We start from the raw sequence: 24,002 nt of genomic DNA, 5'->3' as shown, positions 1-24,002 counted from the left end.
TTAAATTAACGTACAAAATAATAAATAACAGATATCACACCTGCGCATAAACAATAAATGGAATATCCCTTGAATTTATTGTTCTTTACTGATTTCAGCATCACTTTGATACAAAGAAAGCCTACAACGCCCGCAACGATCATACCGATCACATAATTCAGGATCTCTGATCCGGCAAGACTTGCACCTGCCAGATCCGGGATCTGAAGAATACATGCCCCAAGGATTGTCGGAATCGACATGATGAATGAATATTTTACTGCAAATTCTCTGTTGAATCCACATGCAAGACCTGCTGTGATCGTAGAGCCCGATCTTGAAATACCGGGAAGAGTTGCAATCCCCTGCGCCAGACCGATAAATAACGAATTCTTATATGTAGCCTCTGCCGGTCCTTTATTGCCCTTCTGAACACGATCAGCAATAAATAAAATCACAGATGTGATACAGAGACAAAATCCCGGAACTAATAAAGTATTTCCGGCATTTTCAATCTTACTCTCAAACGGAAGTGCGATCACCATAGTTACAAGTGTTGATAAAATAACAAGCATTACGAATTTACGGTATTCCGTTTCAATGATCTTACGATATGGTTTCTTCTCCTTGGAAAACAGATTTGCAAAAAATCTCCCTACATTGCAGCAGGCAAGACCGATAATCGTAAATCCTTCTACGATCAGTTCAACAATATCCTTCCAATACACAATAAAGATGGCAACCAGTGTGCCAAAATGAAGCAGGATATCAAACATGATGCCTGTATCTGTATTTACATGAAACATGTTCTTAAAGATTGCGAGATGTCCTGAACTGCTGACGGGAAGAAACTCGGTTGCTCCCTGAATGATTCCCATAATGATTGATTCTAATAGTGACATAATTGCTCCGATCTGCTGTATAACCAGCACTGTTTTATTGTTTTCTCCATCTATACCGTTTTTCTATGTACCGGCCAATAGCCGTAAAAAAACGAACCATCAGCCTATTTTACTATCATTCCATCAATTTATCAAGTCATAGAGTTTGTTTAATGCAGCCGATATTCCTCCGATCCTGTCAATAATGCCGCATTCGACCGCTTCTTTTCCAACAAGAACCGAACCGATATCTTTGGATAATTCCTGTGTATTGAACATAATCGATCTTAATGAATCTTCACCGATCTTGGAATGACAAGACGTAAACTGTATGATTCGATCCTGCATCCGTTCGATATATTCGTAATTTTGTCTCACACCTAGCACAGTATCGGATACTCTGAGAGGATGCACGACCATCGTTGCTGTCGGTACGATAAATGATACATTACCTGATACTGCAAGTGGCACACCGATTGAATGACTTCCTCCAAGCACCAGTGTAACAACCGGTTTGCTGATTGATGCCAGCATCTCTGCTATTGCAAGACCTGCTTCTACATCCCCGCCTACTGTATTTAATAATACAAGCACACCTTTGATGCTCTCGTCATCCTGAACAACCGCAAGCTCTGGCAATACATGCTCATATTTTGTAGTCTTGGTATCGGATGGCAGACTGACATGCCCCTCAATCTCCCCGATGATATCAAGTAACAATATATTATATTTTTCACTGTTTCCATTTATGATGATCTGACCATTTTCTACAATGAGTTCCTGTCTTTTTAATTCCTGATCCATATAAACGACTTCCTTTCTTATAGTCAGAAATGTTCCGCCTGTATAAATACGAATATCATTTTTGCTTTCCCATTCAACCATAACTTTTTTGCAAAAAAATAACAGGCAGGAAGATTTTTTCATTTCTTCCTGCCTATTGTTTGATACTTTATATGAAATTATTCATAAATTACATAACGAGTGTAATCTCATTTACATCATCCAGTTCATCAAATAGAATATAGTTATCTTCCATCGCCTTTCCATTTACAGTCATGCTCTGGCAGCCACTTTCATGTCCGTCCGGATTCGTAACATGAATATTTAACTTCTTGCCACGATAGTTCTTTGTGATATCGAACTCTTTCCAGTCGGATGGTACTGCAGGTGCGATCTTAATTCCGTAGAAATCAGGACGCATACCCATGATACCCTCAACACATCCAACCATACAGGTGGATGCTGTTCCTGTCAGCCAGTGAACATGGGAACGGCCTTCATAAGGACTTCCAACTGACTCCGTGAACTGACCATGGCAGTAAGGCTCTAACTTACGAACCTCGGCCTTATCATTCATAGATGCCGGTGAACTCTCGTCAAAGTATTCAAATGCACGATTACCATGTCCCATCAATGCTTCAGCAAGGATGATCCAGCCCTGTGGCTGTGAAAAGATACCTGCATTCTCCTTTGTTCCTGCATTGAACAGAAGCATCAGTGCTCCGTCAAACGCATGCTCCTTATATGGCGGGAACATCAGTCTGACACCATATGGTGTATTTAATTCTCTGTGAACAGATTCCAATGCAAGCTCGCTCTGTTCTCTGGTAGCAAGGCCACTGATAACTGCCCATGACTGAGGGTTCAGCCACATGCTTGCTTCAGGATCATTCTTGGAACCGATCACCATACCGCCCTCTTTATATCCACGGATATAACGGTCATCCTCCCAGCACTTCTCCTGAATGGTGTTACCCATCTTATACTGGATCTCATTGATATAGTCAATATAATCTGCATCATCTTTTAACTCTGCAAAATACTTAATTACAGTCATTGCATAATAAAGCTGCATTGCTACAAATGTAGACTCTCCACGCTTGCCAAGTCTTAAGCAATCGTTCCAGTCTGCATGAAGTCCTGCAGGCATTCCATTGTCGCCCAGACGATTCATAGAGAAGTCGATTGCTCTCTTCAAATGCTCATATACAGTTCCCTCATCCTTATTTGCAAATGGGATAACCTCATCTATAAAGCCGATATTACCTGACTCTGCGATATATTTATAAATGGTCGGGAATAACCATAATGCATCGTCTGCACGATATGCAGGATGTCCGGTCTCTTTTACATAAGATGGATCATCCGGTGTATCCTCATGACCAGGGTTGTGTGTGTACTTAACCAGTGGAAGTCCGCCACCATTATCTACCTGAGCGGATAACATGAAACGGATCTTTTCCAGTGCCATTTCCGGTGCAAGATGGATAATACCCTGAATATCCTGTACGGTATCTCTGTAGCCATAACCGTTTCTCAGGCCACAGTATGTAAAGGATGCAGCTCTTGACCAGATAAAGGTCATAAAGCACTGATAAGAATTCCATGTATTGATCATATTGTTAAATGACTCACTCGGTGTCTTAACCTGGAAGTTATTCAACTTGCCATGCCAGTAATCGATCAGCTCCTGAAGCTCTGCAGCACAGGTCTTCTCATCTTCATAGGCTTTCATGATCTCATTTGCTGCAGCCTCGTCCTTCATACCAAGGATGAATGAAAATGTCTTTGATTCACCAGGTGCAAGCGTCACCTTTGTCTGAAGCGCGCCACAAGAATTCTCGTTATAGTTTAATTTATTACCACAGTCACCATTGATAACAGCAACCGGGTCAGCATATGTGTGATACATACCAAGGAATTCTTCTTTATCTCCACAGTAAGAAGCAACTTCACTGCCTGCAAGTCCGAAGAAACGCTTGTTTACAGCATTTCCATCCACTGAATCATTAACTACATTCTCATTGATCACCTGAAGGATCTTCTGATCTCTGTAATAGGTTCTTGAAATAAATAATGTATACTGTAAGTTTACCTGATCCTGCTCATAGTTACAGTCATTTGTAAATTCACAGAAACCGATCGCAGACAGATGTCTGGTCTTATTGGATTTGTTTGTAAGAGTTACATTCCATACCTCATGTGTCTTATCCAGCGGTACATAATAAAGTACCTCAGAATGGATACCGGAATAATCTGCCATAATATTCGTATATGCAGTTCCGTGATGACACTCGCTCTTATACTCATCCAGGCTCTTGCCTACCGGCTGCCAGGATGCTGACCAGAAATCTGAAGTATCGTCATCTCTTAAGTATACATATCTTCCCGGCTGGTCAAAGCTATTGAAGATGTAACGGATAATTCTTCCGTTTGCACCACTCTTCTCAAAGCTGTAACCACCTGCATTATTGGAGATAATTGCACCATAGGCAGGCGAACCAAGGTAGTTCGCCCAAGGTGCAGGAGTATCCGGTCTGTCTATTACATATTCTTTTCTGGTTTCATCAAAATGTCCGTATTTCACACACATACCCTCCCGTATATTTTTTGTTTTATTTATTCTCAACGTCCTTTAAGCTGAGACTGATACGTCCAGCTCTTTCGTCGATCTTGATAACCTTAACAACAACGTCGTCGCCTACATTTACAACGTCTTCAACCTTTGCTACTCTCTTATCAGAAAGCTTTGAAATATGGATCAGACCGTCTTTGTTTGGTGCAAGTGAAACGATCGCACCACAATCAAGGATCTTGACAACCTTACCCTTGTAGTCATCACCAACAACAAGTGGCTCAACGATCATCTTGATCATGTTCATAGCCTTGTCCATGCTCTCCTGATCAACGCCGCATACAGATACGTTTCCATCATCATCGATATCGATCTTAACGCCTGTCTCCTCAATGATCGTATTGATTGTCTTTCCTCTCTGTCCAATTACTTCGCCGATCTTATCAGGATCGATCTTGATCTGAACGATCTTTGGAGCAAATTCATTAACATGTGTTCTTGGTGCAGGAATTGCACTGCTCATAACGCCATCCATAATGAATAATCTTGCTTCTCTTGTTCTTGCGATAGCTTCTTCTACGATCGGTCTTGTCAGTCCGTGGATCTTGATATCCATCTGGATTGCTGTGATACCCTTATAAGTACCTGTTACCTTGAAGTCCATATCTCCGAAGAAATCTTCCAGGCCCTGAATATCTGTTAATACTACATAATCATCATCTGTATCACCTGTAACCAGACCACAGGAAATACCTGCAACCATTGACTTTAATGGTACACCGGCAGCCATCAGTGACATACAGGATGCACAGGTAGATGCCATGGAAGTAGAACCATTTGACTCAAATGTCTCAGATACGGCACGGATCGCATATGGGAACTCTTCTATAGATGGTAATACAGGAAGTAATGCACGTTCAGCAAGTGCACCATGTCCGATCTCACGACGTCCCGGTCCTCTGGATACCTTTGTCTCACCTACAGAATATGATGGGAAATTATAGTGATGCATGTATCTCTTGGATACTACATTCTCATCTAATCCATCGATCTTCTGGATCTCTGATAATGGAGCAAGTGTTACGATATCGCAGATCTGTGTCTGTCCACGAGTGAACATTGCAGAACCATGTACTCTAGGGATGATATCAACCTCTGCAGCAAGTGGTCTGATCTGGTTGATCGCACGTCCATCCGGTCTCTTACGATCTTTTAAGATCATCTTTCTTACTGTCTTCTTCTGATACTGATATAATGCTTCAGGGATCAGAGCAAGCCATTCTTCATTGTCAGCAAATGCTTCTTCGAACTTCTCTCTGATCTGTCTGATATTTTCTTCTCTTACCTGCTTCTCATCTGTAAATACAGCGACTTCCATCTCAGCAGGAGTTACGATCTCTTTCATAGCTGCAAATAATTCTTCCGGAATTGCGCAGCTTACATAATCATGCTTTGGCTTACCAACTTCTTCTACCATCTTGTTGATGAATTCAATGATAGAAAGGTTTACATCATGTGCCTTATAGATTGCTTCGATCATCTTGTCTTCAGGAATCTCATTTGCACCAGCCTCGATCATGATAACCTTTGTGCTTGTAGATGCAACTGTAAGCTTCAGATCACCCTCATCCCACTGTTTCTGAGATGGGTTAATGATGAATTCTCCATCGATCATACCAACCTGTGTCATTGCACATGGTCCACAGAATGGAACATCTGAAATTGCAGTTGCGATAGCAGAACCAAGCATGGCAACCAGCTCCGGTCTGCACTCAGGATCAACAGATGTAACAAGGTTGTTCAATGTAACATCATTTCTGTAATCCTTAGGGAATAACGGACGCATCGGACGGTCGATAACACGGGATGTAAGTACTGCGTTCTCAGATGCTTTTCCCTCTCTCTTGTTGAATCCGCCAGGGATCTTTCCTACTGCATACATCTTCTCTTCATACTCAACGCTTAATGGGAAAAAGTCGATTCCGTCTCTTGGCTTCTCAGAAGCTGTGATTGTTGATAATACAGTTGTATCACCATAATGCATAAATGCAGCGCCATTTGCCTGTGCTGCTACTCTGCCGATATCGACGCGAAGTGTCTTGCCGGCAATGTCCATAGAATAAGTCTTGAATTCTTTGCTCATTTTCTTTTCTCCTATTTTCTATTATTAACCGCAGCAGGCTCGAAACAACTACAAGACATACCTGATAGATCGGTCTTGTAGTAGTCTCGAATTGCCATGCCGCAATCTCTTAAAGTTTAGCATACTCATATCTCAAATACAAGATTGAATCCAAAAAAAACAGGTCATCCCAACATACATTGGAACAACCTGTCTTTCTTATCTCTGATGCAGAAATTATTTTCTTAAGCCAAGGCTCTCGATCAGCTTTCTGTAACGCTCAATGTCTTTGCTCTTTAAGTAAGCAAGCATATTTCTTCTCTGACCAACCATCTTTAACAGACCACGGTTTGAGTGGTGATCCTTAGGATTAGCCTTAAAGTGCTGGTTTAAATCATTGATTCTTGCTGTAAGAAGTGCAATCTGTACTTCTGCTGAACCTGTGTCATTTGCATCCTTGCCGTACTTAGCAACGATTTCCTGTTTCTGCTCTTTTGTTATCATAATAACAATCCTCCATAATATTATACTTGGCCTGAACTGGGTAAAAGGACGGAGACTCCTTAAACTAAGTACAGGCTGACCTTTGTCAGACTACCACACTTTCAAAGGTGTGTCAACTTTAAAATCAGGGTTTTCTGTGTTTTTGGCTGCGCAAAACATATTTTTTGTTTTTCAACTACTATATAACAAGCATTTTCTGTTGCTTTTTGTTTTTCAACTACTATATAATAGCATCATGACGATATGGAGAGCAATATAAATATACTGTTCTTTAGACATCTGACACAGACACATCAAATGTAAAATGCTGTCTGTGTTTATTCTACATGAAGGAGATTACTTATTATGTCAGGTTCAACATTTGGAAATAAATTCAAGATCACTACATGGGGCGAATCCCATGGAAAAGCACTCGGTGTTGTCATTGACGGCTGTCCTGCCGGTCTTCCACTTACCGAGGATGATATTCAGGTATACTTAAACCGCAGGCGTCCGGGCTTCTCCCAATTTTCCACTCCAAGAAAGGAATCCGATCAGGTAGAGATCCTTTCCGGTGTATTCGAGGGAAAGACCACAGGCACTCCGATCTCACTGATGGTTCGGAACACCTCCCAGCGCTCCGGTGATTACGGTGACATCGCTACCTACTATCGTCCGGGACATGCTGATTATACCTTTGACCAGAAATATGGTTTTCGCGATTACCGTGGTGGCGGCCGTTCCTCCGGCAGAGAAACGATCGGCAGAGTTGCTGCCGGTGCGATCGCTGCAAAGATCTTAAAGACATTGAATATCTCATTTACAACCTATGTCTCATCGATCGGCGATATCGTATCCGACCCTGCCGACTTTGATGCAGACTATATCTCAAAGAATGAACTGAACATGCCGGATGCAAAAAGCTTCGCAGCTGCATCTGCATATCTTTCTGATATCATGGCACAAAATGATTCGATCGGTTCTACTGTCAAATGTATCGTATCCGGTGTTCCGGCAGGTCTTGGTGATCCGGTCTTTGATAAATTAGATGCAAATCTCGCCAAAGCCCTTATGTCGATTGGTGCCGTAAAAGCGGTTGAGATCGGGGATGGCATCATGGTATCCGAAAATACCGGTTCTTATGATAATGACGGTTTCCATATCGAAGATGGTGTTGTAAATAAGAACTCGAACCATGCCGGTGGAATCCTTGGCGGAATCAGCGACGGTTCTGATCTGTTGCTCACCTGTCATTTCAAGGCTACACCATCGATCGCCAGCAAACAGAAAACAATCAATAAATCCGGTGAAAATATTGATGTGTCGATCCGCGGCAGACACGACCCAATCATCGGTCCCCGCGCTGTAGTCGTTGTAGAATCTATGGCTGCGATCACAATCGTGAATGCGCTGTTTGACAACATGTCCGCAAGAATGGACAAGCTGGTGGAGTTTTATAAATAGTGAGATTTGCTGTTCTCTACAGTATGGACTTTCCCACATACAACCAACTGCCCCATACAGATGACTTGTTGCAATTTCTATTCGATGTATATGCCTGATTCGTAATACTCCTGTGTTAACTCACCTACGGATCAAACAAGCACTTGTATTTACTGGCAATATACATCGAAAAAACGAAATCTTCACAATGTTATTCTATATAGGGCAGTTGTATTTTGTATATCTGGAATATTATTTTATTTCTACAAATCTTCCATTTCTTGCATCCAGTAGAATAAGCTGATCTGGAACCTGTAACTGTGCATCAATATTTGCAAAAAGCCATACAGGAATATAACAATATCCCTCCTCTGTTTCTTCTAAATAGTATGTTAGTTCTACATGATTAAATGCAATTTGCGAATATGACGCACCATGCTTTTTGAGGTATTCCGGCAAGCCATTTTTCAAGGCTTCCATAATCTCATCCCACGTTAAAAGCCGTTCCACTTTTTTCGCTTTTTCATCCTGTTTCACCGGCATTACACAACCAATGCCAACCACACCTTTCGAAGATATTACAATGCGTAATATTAAACCGTTTGTCATAATGCTTGATTGGCTGTCATTTCTGTTGTCATATTGACCTGCTATACTTTCTACATAATACAAATCTGACACAAAAGGAGTAACTTGTTCAATTTTCGGAAGAAATGTTATAGAATATCCATCACACAAAAGTACTTCTTCCTCTGTTTCACCCTTTATATAGGATACACAAAATGGTTCTACACATCCCGTATCAACAGGCAATGAGACACATGCACCAGCATAGCCCAAAGCGGTATCTATCGCTTCCTCTATTGTTTTACTACATTGATTCCCGGCTGAAAGATCTTCTTCATTTTCACTATAATTCAAAAGATCCGAATACAGCAACTCATTTTCAGACAATATATCTGTCGGTTGAACAAGTCCATATCCGTTATCAATCTCAAAAAATTTCTCCATTGAATTCTCCGGATACAACATTAGTTCAAAGGATTCACAATAGTCTTCGTTTCCATAAAATGTAAGAAGATATTTTTGATCGTTAATCATACCAATGTACTGATCCGCCGAAAAATCAATATTCTTTTCTCTTATCTCCTGTGCAGTTTTTTTCTGTTGCTCTAGCTCCTCTATACTCGCCTGGTAATATTGTTTATAAAATGTATCCGAAATATTTTGCTTGTTTTTGCAATATTGGATTTGTTCATCACATTCAGATATTAATGGGTTGCCATCATATATATACAGGGCTGTTTCGCCAAATATTGCTTCTGAAATTTTCTTTTTGTATGATGCATCCAGTCTCTCTCTGCTGCACTTCATTGTATAAAGTTGTTCTACATCTGGAATACAGACAGACTTATCTGATATCAATATTGCTTGTAAGTCGGCATCTTCTGTTTCCATCTTGCAATCAACGCTTTGCGGTACTTTCAGTTTTTCCCCTAATTCACTATTTTGAACCTCTCCCTGTATCGACTTTTTCTCCTGATCCAGCACAAACATATCACTGCTTTCTTTTTTATCACAACCTGAAAGCAATATAACAATTCCGCCTATCAATAATAAATATTTTTTAATTCTTTTTTGTATCAGCAATAATCTTTCCATCCTCAATCTGTATTATACGATCAGCATGCTCTGCTATATCTATATCATGTGTTACAATTATCAAGGTCTTTCCCTGCTCATGCAGTCCTTCTAAAAGCTTCATAACCTTAATGCCTGAGTTTTTATCCAGAGAACCTGTCGGTTCATCTGCAAGTACAACAGGAGTATCCATAACCAACGCTCTGGCAATTGCACACCGCTGTTGTTCCCCTCCCGAAAGCTCACTTGGCTTTTTCTTATACAGATCCTGAATTCCAACCTGCATCAATGCGGAAAGAACTTTTTTCTTACGTTCATTCTTCTCTATTCCCTTTGCAAGAAGCGGTACTTCCACATTTTCATATACACTATACTGATTCAATAGTGCAAATCGTTGGAATACAAAGCTCACATATTCCTTTCGAAACAAATGAAGCGCATGAGAATTCATTTTGCTAACATTCTTTTCATCATACAGATACTGACCATCTGTTGTCTGATCCATCCCACCTATGATATTTAAAAGTGTACTTTTTCCCGATCCGGATGTTCCAATAATTGCAACATATTCTCCATTTTCTATCGTCAGGTCTATCCCATTCAACGCAGGATATTCTGTCCTGCCATTTTTGTATATTTTTTTTGCTTCTTTTAATTGAATCATTTATTTTCCTCCAAGTAATTCCGCCGGAGATATTTTCTTTAACAGAATTGACGGTACAATACAGACCAAAAGAACAAGCAATATCCCTATCATTCCAATCGTCAAGACCAACCGACTGTAAATCGTATTCTTCAGCATATAAAATGTCATATTCTCTACCATAATGTCCGCTGCCAGTTTACCGGCTATTACGCACGTCATAATCAGAATTGCAATGATCAATTTTTTTATATTATCAATCAATACCATCTTTATAATATCTCTATGCGATAGCCCATAAGCAAGAAGTATCCCAAACTCTCTTCTCTGTGCCAATATGGTGTTAATTTCAAAACACGACAGAATCAAACACACAATCACAGTGACATACACAAATAACCCAGTCATTTCTTTCCTTTCTGACTCCCTGCTCATATTATCCAGATATTTTTCTACACTATTGATGTAAAATTCTACATCCGGGTTCAAATTTAACGCATCCAGATAACTTTGAACATCATCAAATGAATAACCATCTTTTAATGTAAAAAAACAATTATATGTATTGTCCATTTCTGAATTTAAAATTATCAAAATGCTATAATCAAGTATTTGATAAGGTATCGCATTCTGGTCTTCCGGATACATGTTCATCAGATCATCACTATTTGGAGCTAATACACTGTACTTCTTCAGAATCCCCTCTACAACATAAACCTCTTCTCCATGTATAAGGCGGGTTCCCAGCTGCACTTTATCTTTATAACGATACCCCAGATAGATTGGAATCGCATCACCATATAAAGCATAATCAATCTCAGAAGGACATCTGCCTTGCAGCAGATCAATTTTCATCATATCCCACGCTCCAGCGTCCAGCCAGGTAGTTTCCAAACTTTTCCCCTGTATTGCATATCCGGGATCATAAACATTCTTTTTTTGTATATCTTGCAGTAATTTCAAGTCTTCATCTCTGTATTCCGATGCATCATATTCGATACGCCAGTCTCCGGATATTGCCAGTGAACCATTTCCCCATCCAGATGAACATGCATCTATGCCACTAAAACTTTTAACAACTTTCAAAAGATCAAAATTTGAATTATACTGAATATCTGAAGGATTCCCTTCAACACTTATGCTTCCTAATGTTTTTATTTCTTTTCGTATAGAACGCTCTACCGACTTCTTCGTATCTGTTTCTAGACTGACAAAATACACCAGAAGTCCAATTATTGTAATTCCAACAATATATAGAATAACATTAAAAAAACTTCGAATTCCTTGTTTCCATTCATTATCCAACGTAATTTTCCATAAATACCTAAGTTTCATTTATAGATCCATAATCCCTTCTGCCAGATTAATCCGACGCAACTTCATAATTATGATGAAAATTGACATATAAACAAGAACAACAGATGTTCCTGCCATAAACGCAACACCTTCATATGAAATACTATACCATACAGAATCTGTCAGCCAGACATTATATACGCTATTTGCAATAAAAACTGCAATAAATGAACAGATAAACATTGGCAACATCTCCATAAATAATCTTCTTGCGATCATATTGCAGTTGCAACCACAGGCACGATATATTACATAATCTTTATATCTTTTTTTTGTAAACATATCAATCACCTGAATATAAACAACAATACAAAAGAATAACAATAATACATATATTATAATTAACGCTTTTATTTTTTCATTCGGTGATGCAATCGAACGATCTATTACTTTTATATCAAATGTTGTATCGGATATTTTTTCAAGTTCCGAAATAAATTCATCTATTTCATTTATATCAAAACTATTTTCTGATCCAATATAAACTCCAAATATTCCCCACTTCATATTAGAAATTGAAAAAATATTATCTATAAAATTCCTGCAGAATTCCTCAAATTGATATTCTGTTTGAGGAAAATAGGCAAAACACACATCTGCCTTATCTGCAACAGGTTCATAAATTCCAACAACTTGATACTCTTCATTATTAATTTTTATGTAATAATATTCTTCTTTTTTCACCATTGTATTTATCATATCCTCAGATACAATTGCAACTCGAGCTTTTTTCTCTAAATCGTCCGAACATATTGATCGCCCCTTAGTGATATTAAATGGCAATTCATCCTTCAATGAAAAAACTGCCAGTTCTGACCTTTCCTGAAGCATTCCACTAACCCGAACATTGGCATATGAATACACCGTGAACTTTCTTCCATACATTGCTTTTATGATCATTTTGGCAGTTTCAAGATGTTCCTTCTGTCTATGCCTATCTGGAACATCAATCGACATAGCTTCAAGTTCACCCGCCTGATTATATTCTGCCTTAAGATGATTCATACATACATCACACTTTGTTTCAATTCCTGCCAAATTAGAATAATTGCCATTATATAACCTTCCCTTTAACTCAGCCTGCATTTTATTAATAATATCAAAGCATTGAAAAATAATTATAAATATAAGTGTATAAACGACCAAAAACAACCTAAAAAATTCTTTATCTCTTATCCTCATTTTAACTTCCTTTGATAATCTACAACCATTATATGTACATCTTCTTGTATTATATATTAATCGTGTGCATATATTTCTTTAGAATCTGCACCTTTTAATGATATTGTAACAGTAAATACACAATATGCATCACTAACAATTTTTGAATCACTATAGGTTTTATTTTTTTTATTTAAATTACCCGTATCCATTCTTTTTACTTTTACATCTATACCCTGTATTTTACCAGATATTGAACCTGATGTAGCTTCAGTTGCCTTTCCTCCCCCCAATGCTGCAGTCATGATGCAGTTATCTTTTTTCTTACTATAATCATACATACGAGCCGATCCTGTTAATGTTGCAGCTCCATTAGTTATAGAGTTACTCGCCGATGTTGCCGAAACAACAAATGAACTAAATAATGTAATACAACATGCCAATAATATTATATTCCTTTTTATCTTCTTCATTTTTCCTCCCTTTTATGCAATATAATGGTTGCAATTGTAGTATTGCATATGCGTATTATATATGTCAACATATATTTATATTTTCTAAATATATGTTGACATATAGTATTTTAAAATTACAAAAAAAGACCTTGTAGTTATATATAACTACAAGACCTTTTTAACATATCCAAAATGCTGTTTTCTTTTTTATTTTTCTTTCTTATCAAGCACCAGATGCGCCGCATACAGTCCCAGTGATACGACGATGCCGCCACCAATGATATTACCAAGCGTAACCGGCAGCAGATTATGAACAAAACCGCCAACTGTAAGTGTATCTGAAATCTGTGCTGATGTATATCCATAAAGCTCACAGGCTTTATCTAAATATTTGCTGTTGCCTGATGCAATGATTCCTGCCGGAATGTAGTACATATTTGCAACACAGTGTTCGAACCCTGAGATAACGAAGATCAAGATTGGGAAAAATGCTCCAAACAGCTTACCGATCAGATCTTTCGCTGCACTACTCATCAATACTGCGATACATACCAAAATATTACAAAGGATACCGGAAAAGATTGCTTTGCTGATATCAATATCTGCTTTACCCATGGCAACCTTGATCGTGAATGCTCCAAGTGCTCCATCTGAGTAATCATACTGACCAGAAGCATATACACAAGCTGCTGTCAGTATAGAGCCAAGCATATTGCTGAAATATACAACAACCCAGTTTTTTATCATCTGTAATGCTTTGATCTTATGGTCTGCAAGTGCCATTGTCAGCATACAGTTTCCTGTAAATAACTCACCGCCGGTTACAACTAACATCATAAGACCGATCGGGAAAACCACGCCTGTTAATGTTCTTGCAACGCCTACACCTGTCAGATTATGAGCTGCAAGGTTTGACCCCTCTGCTCCGATCGCAATAAACATACCTGCGAACATACCAAGTAATATCATCTTAAGCAGACCCATGTTTGCTTTATTGATGCCTGCCTTTATATTATTTTCCAGAATCTGTACCGGTGAGTAATAATTGTTCTCCATTTTTCTTTCTCCTGTCGTTCTACACTTTTAAACTTTTATCAACCGAAAGGATTATATTCTATTTTACAGACAAGATGCAACTATTTCCATGTACTTTTTTTCGTACAATCCATACTTTGCTGCGTATTAACATTGTATACGGCACAACCGCCCACAAATATGTTTTCTGCTATGTTCATTCCGCAACTTATGCTTTGCCCAGCCAACAAGCCCGTCGACTGACATTTATCGTTTTCTGCTATATTCATTCCGCCTATGCCCGCGGATGTGCTTTCTGATATTCCTCTTTTAAGCGGCTCTGCCTGCTGTTCAGATAAATCTGTGTCGTTGAGATATCTGCATGTCCCAACATTTCCTGTACAGCCTTTAAATCTGCACCGTTATTTACAAGATGTGACGCAAACGAATGACGGATCATATGTGGTGTAATATCCTTATCTATTCCTGCTTTATCGGCATATACCTTGATAATCTTCCAGAAGCCTTGTCTGGTCATCGGTGTTCCCTTGCAGTTTGAGAATAAATATTCTGAATCCTTACACATATCGACTCGAACATTCGAGATATAATTATCAAGTGCGCGCTGTGCTGAATCTTCGATTGGAATAATTCTCGACTTTCTGAGGTCATGGCATTCAATGTAACCCATCTTCAGATTCACATCTGTAATCTTCAATGTAACAAGCTCCGATACACGGATTCCTGTCGCATATAACAGCTCTAACATTGCCCGGTCACGAATTTCCTTCGGAGACTGGTCTCCCGGCTGGTCAAGAAGCCGGTTCACTTCCTCTATCGTTAAGATATCCGGCATTTTCTTTTCAATCTTTGGAGGCTTGATATTAACTGACGGGTCATCCATCAGTATTTTCTCTCGAAAAAGAAATCCAAAAAATGACTTGATCGAAGCTATGCTTCTTGATACAGTAGCCATTGATTTTCCGTTTTTTTCTAAATACAGAACATAAGTGTTGATATTTGTCTCATTTATCGAACGAATATCCTCTGTTCCATTCTCCCGGTAGAAATCAGAAAACTTCACAAGATCGCGCTGATAAGAAGCTACTGTATTTTCACTTGATTTCTTAATATTTTTGAGATAATCAACATATTTCTCTATGTAAATTTCCACGCATTTTTCCCCTTATTATGTAGACTAAATATCATTATAAATACAAATTTCTATAAAATCAAACATAATTTTTATAAGCAAAATCAAGGTTTTTTCGTAATTTCTTTGTTTTCACCAAATCATGTGTCTATACAGAATTATGTATACCACATGTAGTAAAACTTTTTCAAAAAAATTTCAGAATTTTTACTTCTAGAATAATATTCAGTAATAAAATTGTAACAATAATTGCCGTTCCCCAAAAAGAATTATGCAATCTGACAACCATAGCAGCAATCTGACTCATCCCTTCTCCTGTTGTTCCACATATAATTTTAACAACAATTGCATATAATCCCACAATAATCAAAACAATCATATAAAATGCAAACGCACACAACATAGTTCCGTTCATCGCATATAGTGAAACCATCATACCGGTGATCAGTCCGGATATTCCCATAAGAGCACCATCGGATGCTTTATCCGGAACAAGCTTCAAAAGAGCTACAACCGCTACCAGCTCCACGATTCTTTTACAGATCAAAGCGATCAGTTCCTGTTTTCCGGTCTGTATACCTGTCTGGTCTAATATCTCCTGCACATTTAATTGTGTGTTTACAAGCAAGGTTCCAAGGATCAGGCCGATCCAGAACATTGCCCATATAAATTTACGTTTCATATCATCCCCCCTCGTATACATATGTTTTCCTGTCCCAATATATGCAACAAACAATAAAACCACCATTCTCATCTACTATGATTCGTCTGGATATACTCATGGTGATTTATTTTTGCTATACTGCATCTGGTATTTATTTCTTCATTTGTTCTACAGCATATGCCAGGATTGCAATAATAGTTTTTGAATCAACGATCTCTCCTGTCTGTATCATAGTCATGGCTTCTGCCAATGAAAGCCGCCGGATTCGGATAAATTCTTCCGGATCCAGTTGTCTGATTCCCTTTTTCAGATCGGTTGCAATATAAATATAGGTCTGCTCATTACTGGTACCGATCGCAAGATATGTCTTTGTTACAAATCGAAGTTCCTGTGCAATATATCCGGTTTCCTCTTCCAATTCCCTGACTGCGCACTGACCCGGATCTTCTCCCTCTTCCATACAGCCGGCAGGAACCTCTAAGGTTATATCATCTACCGCATTTCTATATTGACTTACCAGGATCAGGTTTCCATCTTCATCCACCGGCAAGACACAACAGCCATCTACATGATTGACCAGATCATATACTACATGTTTTCCATCCGGCAGTCTCAAATAATCATTATATACATCAAATATATGAGCATGATATGCCAGTTCTTTTTTCTCTCTGATAAATTTCTGATCCATCTGTTGCCTCCCAGCTATCCATATTTTTTCATATTTTTCATTCACTAAAAAAGCCTGTGGAACATTTTATTCCACAGGCTGAAAATAATTACTTAGCATAATCTACAACGCGAGACTCTCTTATGATATTAACCTTGATCTGTCCAGGATATTCCAGCTCATTTTCAATCTGCTTTGCAATATCCCTTGCAAGTAATACCATATCGGAATCATTAACGTGTTCAGGAACAACTATTACTCGAATCTCTCTACCTGCCTGAATAGCATATGTCTTCTCTACACCCTTATAGGAGTTTGCAATATCCTCCAGTTTCTTAAGACGTGTAGTATAAGTCTCCAGAGTCTCTCTTCTAGCACCCGGTCTTGCTGCTGAGATTGCATCTGCAGCCTGTACAAGACATGCTATCAGGGATTCTGGTTCAACGTCGCCATGGTGAGCTTCTACTGCATTTACAATAATCGGTGATTCCTTATACTTTCTACATAAGTCAGCACCAATCTGTACATGAGAGCCTTCCATATCATGATCTACAGATTTACCGATATCATGAAGTAATCCGGCACGTTTCGCAACTTTGACATCGACACCTATTTCTCCGGCCAATAAACCACATAAATGTGCTACTTCGATAGAATGCTTTAATGCATTCTGTCCATAGCTTGTTCTAAACTTCATCTTACCAAGAAGTCTCACTAATTCAGGATGAATTCCGTGAATGCCAACCTCAAGGGTTGCTGCTTCACCTTCTTCACGCATCATGGTTTCTACTTCCTTCTGCGCTTTTTCTACCATCTCTTCGATTCTTGCCGGATGGATTCTTCCATCGACAATCAGCTTCTCAAGTGCAATTCTTGCAACTTCCCTTCTAACAGGATCAAAGCTTGAGAGAATAACTGCTTCCGGTGTATCATCAATAATCAGATCTACACCTGTCATGGTTTCAAGAGTACGGATATTTCTACCCTCTCGACCAATTATTCTACCCTTCATCTCATCGTTAGGTAACTGTACCAGTGAAATTGTTGTTTCTGCTACATGATCCACTGCACATTTCTGGATTGCAGATACAACATATTCCTTTGCCTTCTTGTTCGCTTCTTCTTTAGCTCTGGTTTCTAATTCCTTGACCATAACTGCTGTTTCATGTTTTACTTCATCTTCAACAGTTTTTAATAAGTATTCCTTCGCTTGTTCAGAGGTTAAACCTGAAATTCTTTCCAGTTCCTGTAAACGTCTTGCCTGAAGCTCTTCTACTTTTGCCTTCTGCTTTTCAAGCTGACCTTCCTTGGATGCAAGACTTGCTTCTTTTTTCTCGATAGCTTCCGTCTTACGGTCGATACTTTCTTCACGGGCGAGAACTCGTTTCTCCATTCGTGAAATCTCTCCACGTCTGTCCTTGACTTCTTTTTCAAGGTCATTCCGCGTCTTCAAAGCATCTTCTTTTGCCTCAAGCAAAATCTCACGCTTTTTCGCTTCAGCATCCTTCTGAGCTTCATCTATAATCTCCCTTGCTGCTACTTCTGCCTTACCAATCTTCGCTTCTGCAATATTTTTTCTATATGCAATAGCAATAAACCATGTGGCAACGATACATACAACAAGGATGCAAATATAAATGATTATCCACGCAATATCACCACTCACAGGAGCACCTCCTTATTAAGTTTTCATTGTACACTTATACAACTATTTAAGTTTAATATTTTTTACTAATTATGTCAAGTGAAAACAAACAAAAACAACAATTTTTCGCCCTGTTTTCTGTGCAACTTTTCTTATATTACTGACTACCCCATTTCTAATATTTCCGAGATACAGGAAGCAACCAGACGATACGGATATCCCTTTCGGACAAGAAATGCTGTTACTTTTTCTCTTTTATCTGAAAGTTCCGAAACCGGACATTTTTTCCGGATCAGTTTCTCTACGATCTCTCTTTCATCCGGAAGCTGGTTTTCTTCAAATGCCTGTTCAATCCATTCATTCAATATTTTCTTGGATGACAATGCAAATGTGATCTCTCGTCTGCTTTTCCTTTGGATATGACTCCGGACATAAACTGATGCATATCTGGCATCGTCAATATACTTATATTTTTTTAGTTTATCAAGCGTCGTATCGATCACTTCTTCATCATAGCAAAGTTCCTTTAACTTCTGCCGGATGTCATATTCACATTTTTCAGAATACTTAATAGCTGTAACCGCCTTGTTCATCGCACGTTTAAAGAAATATTCTGACCGGAACTGCTGCATTTTCTCTGCATCAGTTTCTGATCCGACCGTCAGCTTCAATCTTCGTATATCAGATGCATATAACGGACCAAACGCCTCATAATCCAGATACAGACAGCTTCTCTTATCATCAATCTTCTTAATATCTGTTACAAGCATATATACAGGCACCCTCTACTTATTCTGTTTCTGTTCCCTCTGCATCCTCAGTTTCAACTAAGCCAAGCTTCTCACGGATCTTCTCATCGATCTCAGCACAGATAGCCGGATTCTCTGCAAGAAATGCCTTTGCATTCTCACGTCCCTGTCCGATCTTATCTCCCATATATGCATACCATGCACCGGACTTATCTACAATATCATTTGCTACTGCCAGATCCAGGATATCTCCTTCACGGGAAATACCTTTACCAAACATAATATCAAATTCAGCCTCTTTGAACGGAGGTGCAACCTTGTTCTTCACAACCTTTACTCTGGTACGGTTACCAACGATCTCTCCACCCATCTTCAGAGTATCAATTCTTCTGACATCCATACGAACAGATGCATAGAACTTCAATGCACGTCCACCGGTTGTTACTTCCGGATTACCAAATACAACACCAACTTTCTCACGAAGCTGATTGATGAATATTACAACACAATTTGTTTTGCTTACGACTGCCGTCAGCTTACGAAGTGCCTGTGACATCAGTCTTGCATGAAGTCCCATATGAGAATCTCCCATCTCACCATCGATCTCTGCCTTTGGAACAAGGGCTGCAACCGAATCGACAATGATCACATCTACTGCACCGGAGCGCACCATTGTCTCTGTGATCTCAAGTGCCTGTTCACCGCAATCCGGTTGTGAGATATAGAGGTCATCAATATTGACACCGATATTCTTCGCATATACAGGATCCAATGCATGTTCTGCATCAATAAAGCCAGCAATACCGCCACGTTTCTGTATCTCTGCAACAATATGTAATGCAACTGTTGTCTTACCACTGGACTCAGGTCCGAATACTTCTATAATTCTTCCTCTCGGAACTCCACCAAGTCCAAGTGCAATATCAAGGCTTAATGATCCTGTTGGTATTACTTCTATATTCATATTGGCTGAAGAATCTCCTAACTTCATAACAGATCCTTTACCATACTGCTTCTCAATCTGTGCTAACGCTGCATCCAGCGCTTTCTTCTTATCATCATCTTTAATCATCTTTCAAACTACCTCCATAAACAAATGTTCGATTCCTGTTATTATACTACTCAACTTTTATCGAAATGTCAATCCTTAATCTATGATCTTACGGATATTTTTCATTTCTGTATTTCTAACAGTCTTTTTCTACCTTTCTATACCATACTACCTGTTATGCGTAAAATATCGTACATCATTTTCAAAAACGCAATAAAAAAGTGCATCAAAACCGTAGGGACAAAGCCCTATCTTCATGCACATCCCAATTATATCATACTTTACAGAAGAAAAAATATAAAATATAATTTAGAAAATATATTTTATTTCAGGAGGAATTTTTATGCTGACTGCAGGTATCATTACAGAATATAATCCATTTCACAATGGACATCGCTACCAGATCGAACAGACCCATTCCGAACTTGACTGTTCCCATATTATTTCTGTTATGAGCGGTAATTTTCTTCAAAGAGGACTTCCTGCTGTCTGCAACAAGTTTATGCGTGCCGAAATGGCTGTTGCCTCCGGAGTCGATGCGGTATTTGAGCTTCCGGTTGTCTATGCAACAGCAAGCGCAAGGGATTTTGCTTATGCGGGTGTCGACCTTCTGAACAAACTGAACACTGTAGATTATCTGATTTTTGGTGCGGAATGCGATGATCTGGCTCTTCTGGAATCTGTAGCTGAAATTCTGATCGATGAACCAGCCTCATTTTCTGCATGTCTGAAAAAAAATCTGTCGGAAGGAATGTCCTATCCGTCAGCACGGGCAGATGCCATAAAAAGCTGTTGTCCTGCCGGTGCTGATCTTCTGAAGGAACCAAACAACATCCTTGCAGTCGAATACCTGTCAGCTCTGAAGAAAACACATTCCTCTATAAAACCATATGTTATAAAAAGAATCTCTACAGGATATAACAGTAATGATATCACCGGATCAATCTGCTCTGCTTCTGCGATCCGCCATTTATTACAGGAAACCTGTCCAACCCATATCACAGAATCGGATGCATTATTTAAAACCTTTTACCAGGTTCTTCCAACCGCCTCTGCCGACCTGTTAAAGACAGACTATCTGCATACCTATCCGATTTTTGAAGATCACTTAACATCTATTCTGCAGTACTGTCTGATCATGCAGAACGATGCTCCTGACACGGTTGATATGACAGACGAGCTGTATAATAAACTGAAAAAAACAAATCTTCTGCAGTCATATGCTGCAATTGCTGAATCCTTAAAATCCAAAGATCTTACCCAGACAAGGATCAACCGTGCATTGCTGCATTTTATTCTGGGCATCCGAAAGAATACTATGTCCATGTATAAAGAAAGCGGGTGGAATCACTATGGACATATTCTTGCGTTGAACCGATCCGGCTCCGATGTGATCCGTCAGATTAAGAGAAACAGTGACCTTCCTGTCTTTACAAAGCCGGCAGATGGCATCCGTTTCCTTTCCGATACCGGCCGTTTACTTTTTGAACAGGATATCAAAGCAACGCGCTTATATAACACGGCTGTCTATGCAGCCTACAAAACAGAATTACCGGACGATTTTACCGCCCGGCTTCCTGTTCGTTCTTAATCGGTGATCATTCCATTCCGTATATGGAATTTTTGCCAAGCTCCTCTTCAATCCGAAGAAGCTGGTTGTATTTCGCTGTACGCTCGCTTCTGGCTGGTGCTCCGGTCTTGATCTGCCCACAATTCATAGCCACTGCCAGATCTGCAATAAATGTATCCTCTGTTTCGCCGGATCGATGGGAAATCACCGATGAATATCCGGCTTTATGAGCCGTTTCCACAGCATCCATCGCCTCTGTCAGAGTTCCGATCTGGTTCACCTTTACCAGGATCGAATTTGCGATTCCATCTTCAATTCCATTTTTCAGTCGTTTTTTATTTGTAACAAAGAGATCATCTCCAACTAACTGGATACGATTTCCAAGCCGGTAGGTCAGAACCTTCCAGCCATTCATATCATTCTCATCCAGTCCGTCTTCGATCGAATAGATCGGATATCTTGTCACCAGATCCTCATAGAACTGGACCATCTCCTCTGAATTCCTCCGGATCTCCTTTCCGGTCATCCTGGATTCTCCCGGAAAGATATACCGGTCAGAAGCTACGTCATATAATTCCGATGCTGCCGCATCCATTGCGATCTGTACATCGACTCCCGGATTATACCCGGCTTTTGCGATTGCCTCCACTAACAGATCCAACACTTCATATGTGGTTGCAAGATTCGGTGCAAATCCACCTTCATCTCCAACTCCTGTGCTCAGATTTCTGACATTCAATTCAATCTTCAACGTATGATAAATCTCACAGGCGATCTCCATTGCCTCTTTAAAGGATTCTGCCCCTACCGGAGCAATCATAAACTCCTGAAAATCAACAGTATTATCCGCATGCTTTCCACCATTTAATATATTCATCATCGGAACCGGAAGACGCTTTGCATTCACTCCACCAAGATACCTGTAAAGCGGCATTCCAAGTGCCAGCGAAGCCGCCTTGGCACAGGCAAGGGATACACTCAGCATGGCATTTGCACCATATCGTGTCTTATTCTCAGTTCCATCTGCCTCGATCATAATACGGTCAATATCAATCTGTCTTGTTACATCCATTCCGATCAGTTTATCTGCAATTCTGTTATTTACATTATTGCAGGCTCCGTAAACCCCCTGTCCCATGTAACGTTTTTCTTCATCCCGAAGCTCATGCGCTTCGTATTGTCCGGTGGATGCACCGGACGGAACCATTGCCCTACCCTTGCATCCACATGCCAGCGTAACATCGGTCTCAACTGTAGGATTTCCTCTGGAATCAAGTATTTCTCTCGCTTTAATTTCAATAATTTCCAATCTATTCATGTGATTCTCCATTCTGCCTTTCTATCCGTACAATTATTGGCAAATTTTATTCTTTTATAGTATTCACACTTTTTTCCAAAGTATTCATCTTATAAAAAATACCTGCCGGATAAAGCATCTGTAACTATGCTTCTCCGGCAGGTATTTTTTATTTGTTTTTATATTGTTACTCCGTTCTGTGTCCATATAACACAGAACATCGTTCTTTTTATTCTTCTGCTTTTACAGTTGACTCTACGTCAGATGTACAATACATACATTTTGTAGCCTTAACATCAATGTCACCATAACAATATGGACATTTTCTTGTTAAAGGTGCCGCAACTTCCTCTTTCTTTCCAAGAGATAACAGCTTTTTAATTCCTTTCATCAGAAGGAAAATGATAAATGCCATGATGATGAAGTTGATCACTGCTGTAATGAACGAGCCATAATCAATATACTGGTCTCCCAACAAATGAATCTTGCCCTGTACTTCGGCACCACCGATACATCCAATGAGTGGATTGATAAAACAGTCTGTCAGTGAAGTTACCAGTCCTGAAAAAGCACCACCGATGATAACACCGATCGCCATATCCAGAACATTTCCCTTTAATGCAAATTCTTTAAACTCCTGAAAAAATTTCTTCATTTGTCTGTCCTT

General features: G+C 39.4%; 21 protein-coding genes. 2 read left to right on the top strand and 19 right to left on the bottom strand.

Going from position 1 to position 24,002, the window contains the following annotated elements; all coding sequences use genetic code 11:
* Positions 1-5: 5 nt before the first annotated feature.
* The 5 genes from DXB77_RS04025 to rpsO all read right to left on the bottom strand — a co-directional run bounded on the left by DXB77_RS04025 (position 6) and on the right by rpsO (position 6,844).
* Entirely contained in the window at positions 6-881 is an 876-nt protein-coding gene (locus DXB77_RS04025; RefSeq protein WP_118662792.1) for an undecaprenyl-diphosphate phosphatase, read from the bottom strand.
* Between the two features lie 123 nt (positions 882-1,004).
* A complete protein-coding gene (locus DXB77_RS04020) occupies positions 1,005-1,664 on the bottom strand; it encodes an ATP-dependent Clp protease proteolytic subunit (protein WP_118615031.1) in 660 nt (219 codons plus the stop codon).
* A gap of 169 nt (positions 1,665-1,833) precedes the next feature.
* Entirely contained in the window at positions 1,834-4,230 is a 2,397-nt protein-coding gene (locus DXB77_RS04015; RefSeq protein WP_118662709.1) for a N,N'-diacetylchitobiose phosphorylase, read from the bottom strand.
* 28 nt (positions 4,231-4,258) lie between these two features.
* Complete coding sequence (locus DXB77_RS04010) at positions 4,259-6,361, bottom strand: polyribonucleotide nucleotidyltransferase (RefSeq protein ID WP_117807608.1); 2,103 nt, start codon at positions 6,359-6,361, stop codon at positions 4,259-4,261.
* A gap of 216 nt (positions 6,362-6,577) precedes the next feature.
* On the bottom strand, positions 6,578-6,844 hold the full coding sequence (gene rpsO / locus DXB77_RS04005; RefSeq protein WP_008400751.1) for a 30S ribosomal protein S15: 267 nt from the start codon (positions 6,842-6,844) through the stop codon (positions 6,578-6,580).
* Between the two features lie 345 nt (positions 6,845-7,189).
* On the opposite strand from rpsO, the gene aroC reads away from it, so the two are divergent.
* A complete protein-coding gene (gene aroC / locus DXB77_RS04000; RefSeq protein WP_118662708.1) occupies positions 7,190-8,287 on the top strand; it encodes a chorismate synthase in 1,098 nt (365 codons plus the stop codon).
* Between the two features lie 231 nt (positions 8,288-8,518).
* On the opposite strand, the gene DXB77_RS03995 is transcribed toward aroC, so the two are convergent.
* The 12 genes from DXB77_RS03995 to recA form a co-directional block, all read right to left on the bottom strand.
* Complete coding sequence (locus DXB77_RS03995; RefSeq protein WP_117822658.1) at positions 8,519-9,928, bottom strand: hypothetical protein; 1,410 nt, start codon at positions 9,926-9,928, stop codon at positions 8,519-8,521.
* Positions 9,894-10,571: an ABC transporter ATP-binding protein gene (locus tag DXB77_RS03990; protein ID WP_117807611.1), complete on the bottom strand. Its 678-nt coding sequence runs from the start codon at positions 10,569-10,571 to the stop codon at positions 9,894-9,896. The genes DXB77_RS03995 and DXB77_RS03990 overlap by 35 nt, the downstream gene beginning before the upstream one ends.
* Complete coding sequence (locus DXB77_RS03985; protein ID WP_182439428.1) at positions 10,572-11,855, bottom strand: ABC transporter permease; 1,284 nt, start codon at positions 11,853-11,855, stop codon at positions 10,572-10,574.
* A 30-nt stretch (positions 11,856-11,885) separates the two neighbouring features.
* Complete coding sequence (locus DXB77_RS03980) at positions 11,886-13,088, bottom strand: ABC transporter permease (RefSeq protein ID WP_118662706.1); 1,203 nt, start codon at positions 13,086-13,088, stop codon at positions 11,886-11,888.
* A gap of 56 nt (positions 13,089-13,144) precedes the next feature.
* The gene (locus DXB77_RS03975) at positions 13,145-13,540 is read right to left on the bottom strand and encodes a hypothetical protein (protein ID WP_117807614.1); all 396 of its coding nucleotides are present in this window, start codon (positions 13,538-13,540) and stop codon (positions 13,145-13,147) included.
* Positions 13,541-13,729: 189 nt separating this feature from the next.
* On the bottom strand, positions 13,730-14,578 hold the full coding sequence (locus DXB77_RS03970; RefSeq protein ID WP_118662705.1) for a formate/nitrite transporter family protein: 849 nt from the start codon (positions 14,576-14,578) through the stop codon (positions 13,730-13,732).
* A gap of 253 nt (positions 14,579-14,831) precedes the next feature.
* The gene (gene xerD / locus DXB77_RS03965) at positions 14,832-15,710 is read right to left on the bottom strand and encodes a site-specific tyrosine recombinase XerD (RefSeq protein WP_117807616.1); all 879 of its coding nucleotides are present in this window, start codon (positions 15,708-15,710) and stop codon (positions 14,832-14,834) included.
* 166 nt (positions 15,711-15,876) lie between these two features.
* Positions 15,877-16,371, bottom strand: coding sequence for a hypothetical protein (locus DXB77_RS03960; protein WP_147340246.1), 495 nt, complete (start codon positions 16,369-16,371; stop codon positions 15,877-15,879).
* Positions 16,372-16,504: 133 nt separating this feature from the next.
* Positions 16,505-17,044: an NUDIX hydrolase gene (locus tag DXB77_RS03955; RefSeq protein WP_117807618.1), complete on the bottom strand. Its 540-nt coding sequence runs from the start codon at positions 17,042-17,044 to the stop codon at positions 16,505-16,507.
* An 88-nt stretch (positions 17,045-17,132) separates the two neighbouring features.
* Positions 17,133-18,689, bottom strand: a complete 1,557-nt coding sequence (gene rny, locus DXB77_RS03950; protein ID WP_021943791.1) for a ribonuclease Y — start codon at positions 18,687-18,689, stop codon at positions 17,133-17,135.
* Between the two features lie 143 nt (positions 18,690-18,832).
* The gene (locus DXB77_RS03945) at positions 18,833-19,438 is read right to left on the bottom strand and encodes a RecX family transcriptional regulator (protein WP_117807619.1); all 606 of its coding nucleotides are present in this window, start codon (positions 19,436-19,438) and stop codon (positions 18,833-18,835) included.
* Between the two features lie 19 nt (positions 19,439-19,457).
* Complete coding sequence (gene recA / locus DXB77_RS03940) at positions 19,458-20,489, bottom strand: recombinase RecA (RefSeq protein WP_117807620.1); 1,032 nt, start codon at positions 20,487-20,489, stop codon at positions 19,458-19,460.
* Between the two features lie 322 nt (positions 20,490-20,811).
* Here recA and DXB77_RS03935 point away from each other — a divergent pair, with 322 nt between their 5' ends.
* Complete coding sequence (locus DXB77_RS03935; RefSeq protein ID WP_118662704.1) at positions 20,812-22,059, top strand: nucleotidyltransferase family protein; 1,248 nt, start codon at positions 20,812-20,814, stop codon at positions 22,057-22,059.
* 7 nt (positions 22,060-22,066) lie between these two features.
* On the opposite strand, the gene eno is transcribed toward DXB77_RS03935, so the two are convergent.
* Together eno and mscL are read right to left on the bottom strand one after the other, a co-directional pair.
* Entirely contained in the window at positions 22,067-23,356 is a 1,290-nt protein-coding gene (eno, locus tag DXB77_RS03930) for a phosphopyruvate hydratase (RefSeq protein WP_021943787.1), read from the bottom strand.
* A 208-nt stretch (positions 23,357-23,564) separates the two neighbouring features.
* Positions 23,565-23,990 (bottom strand): large conductance mechanosensitive channel protein MscL, encoded by a 426-nt coding sequence (gene mscL / locus DXB77_RS03925; RefSeq protein ID WP_118662703.1) that lies wholly within the window; start codon positions 23,988-23,990, stop codon positions 23,565-23,567.
* Positions 23,991-24,002: the final 12 nt, after the last annotated feature.

Origin of the sequence: Clostridium sp. OM05-9 (genome assembly GCF_003481465.1) — a bacterium.
GTDB classification, from domain to species: domain Bacteria; phylum Bacillota; class Clostridia; order Lachnospirales; family Lachnospiraceae; genus Coprococcus; species Coprococcus ammoniilyticus.
Note: the sequence above shows the minus strand (reverse complement) of the source record. Positions and strands in the feature narration are given on the sequence as shown.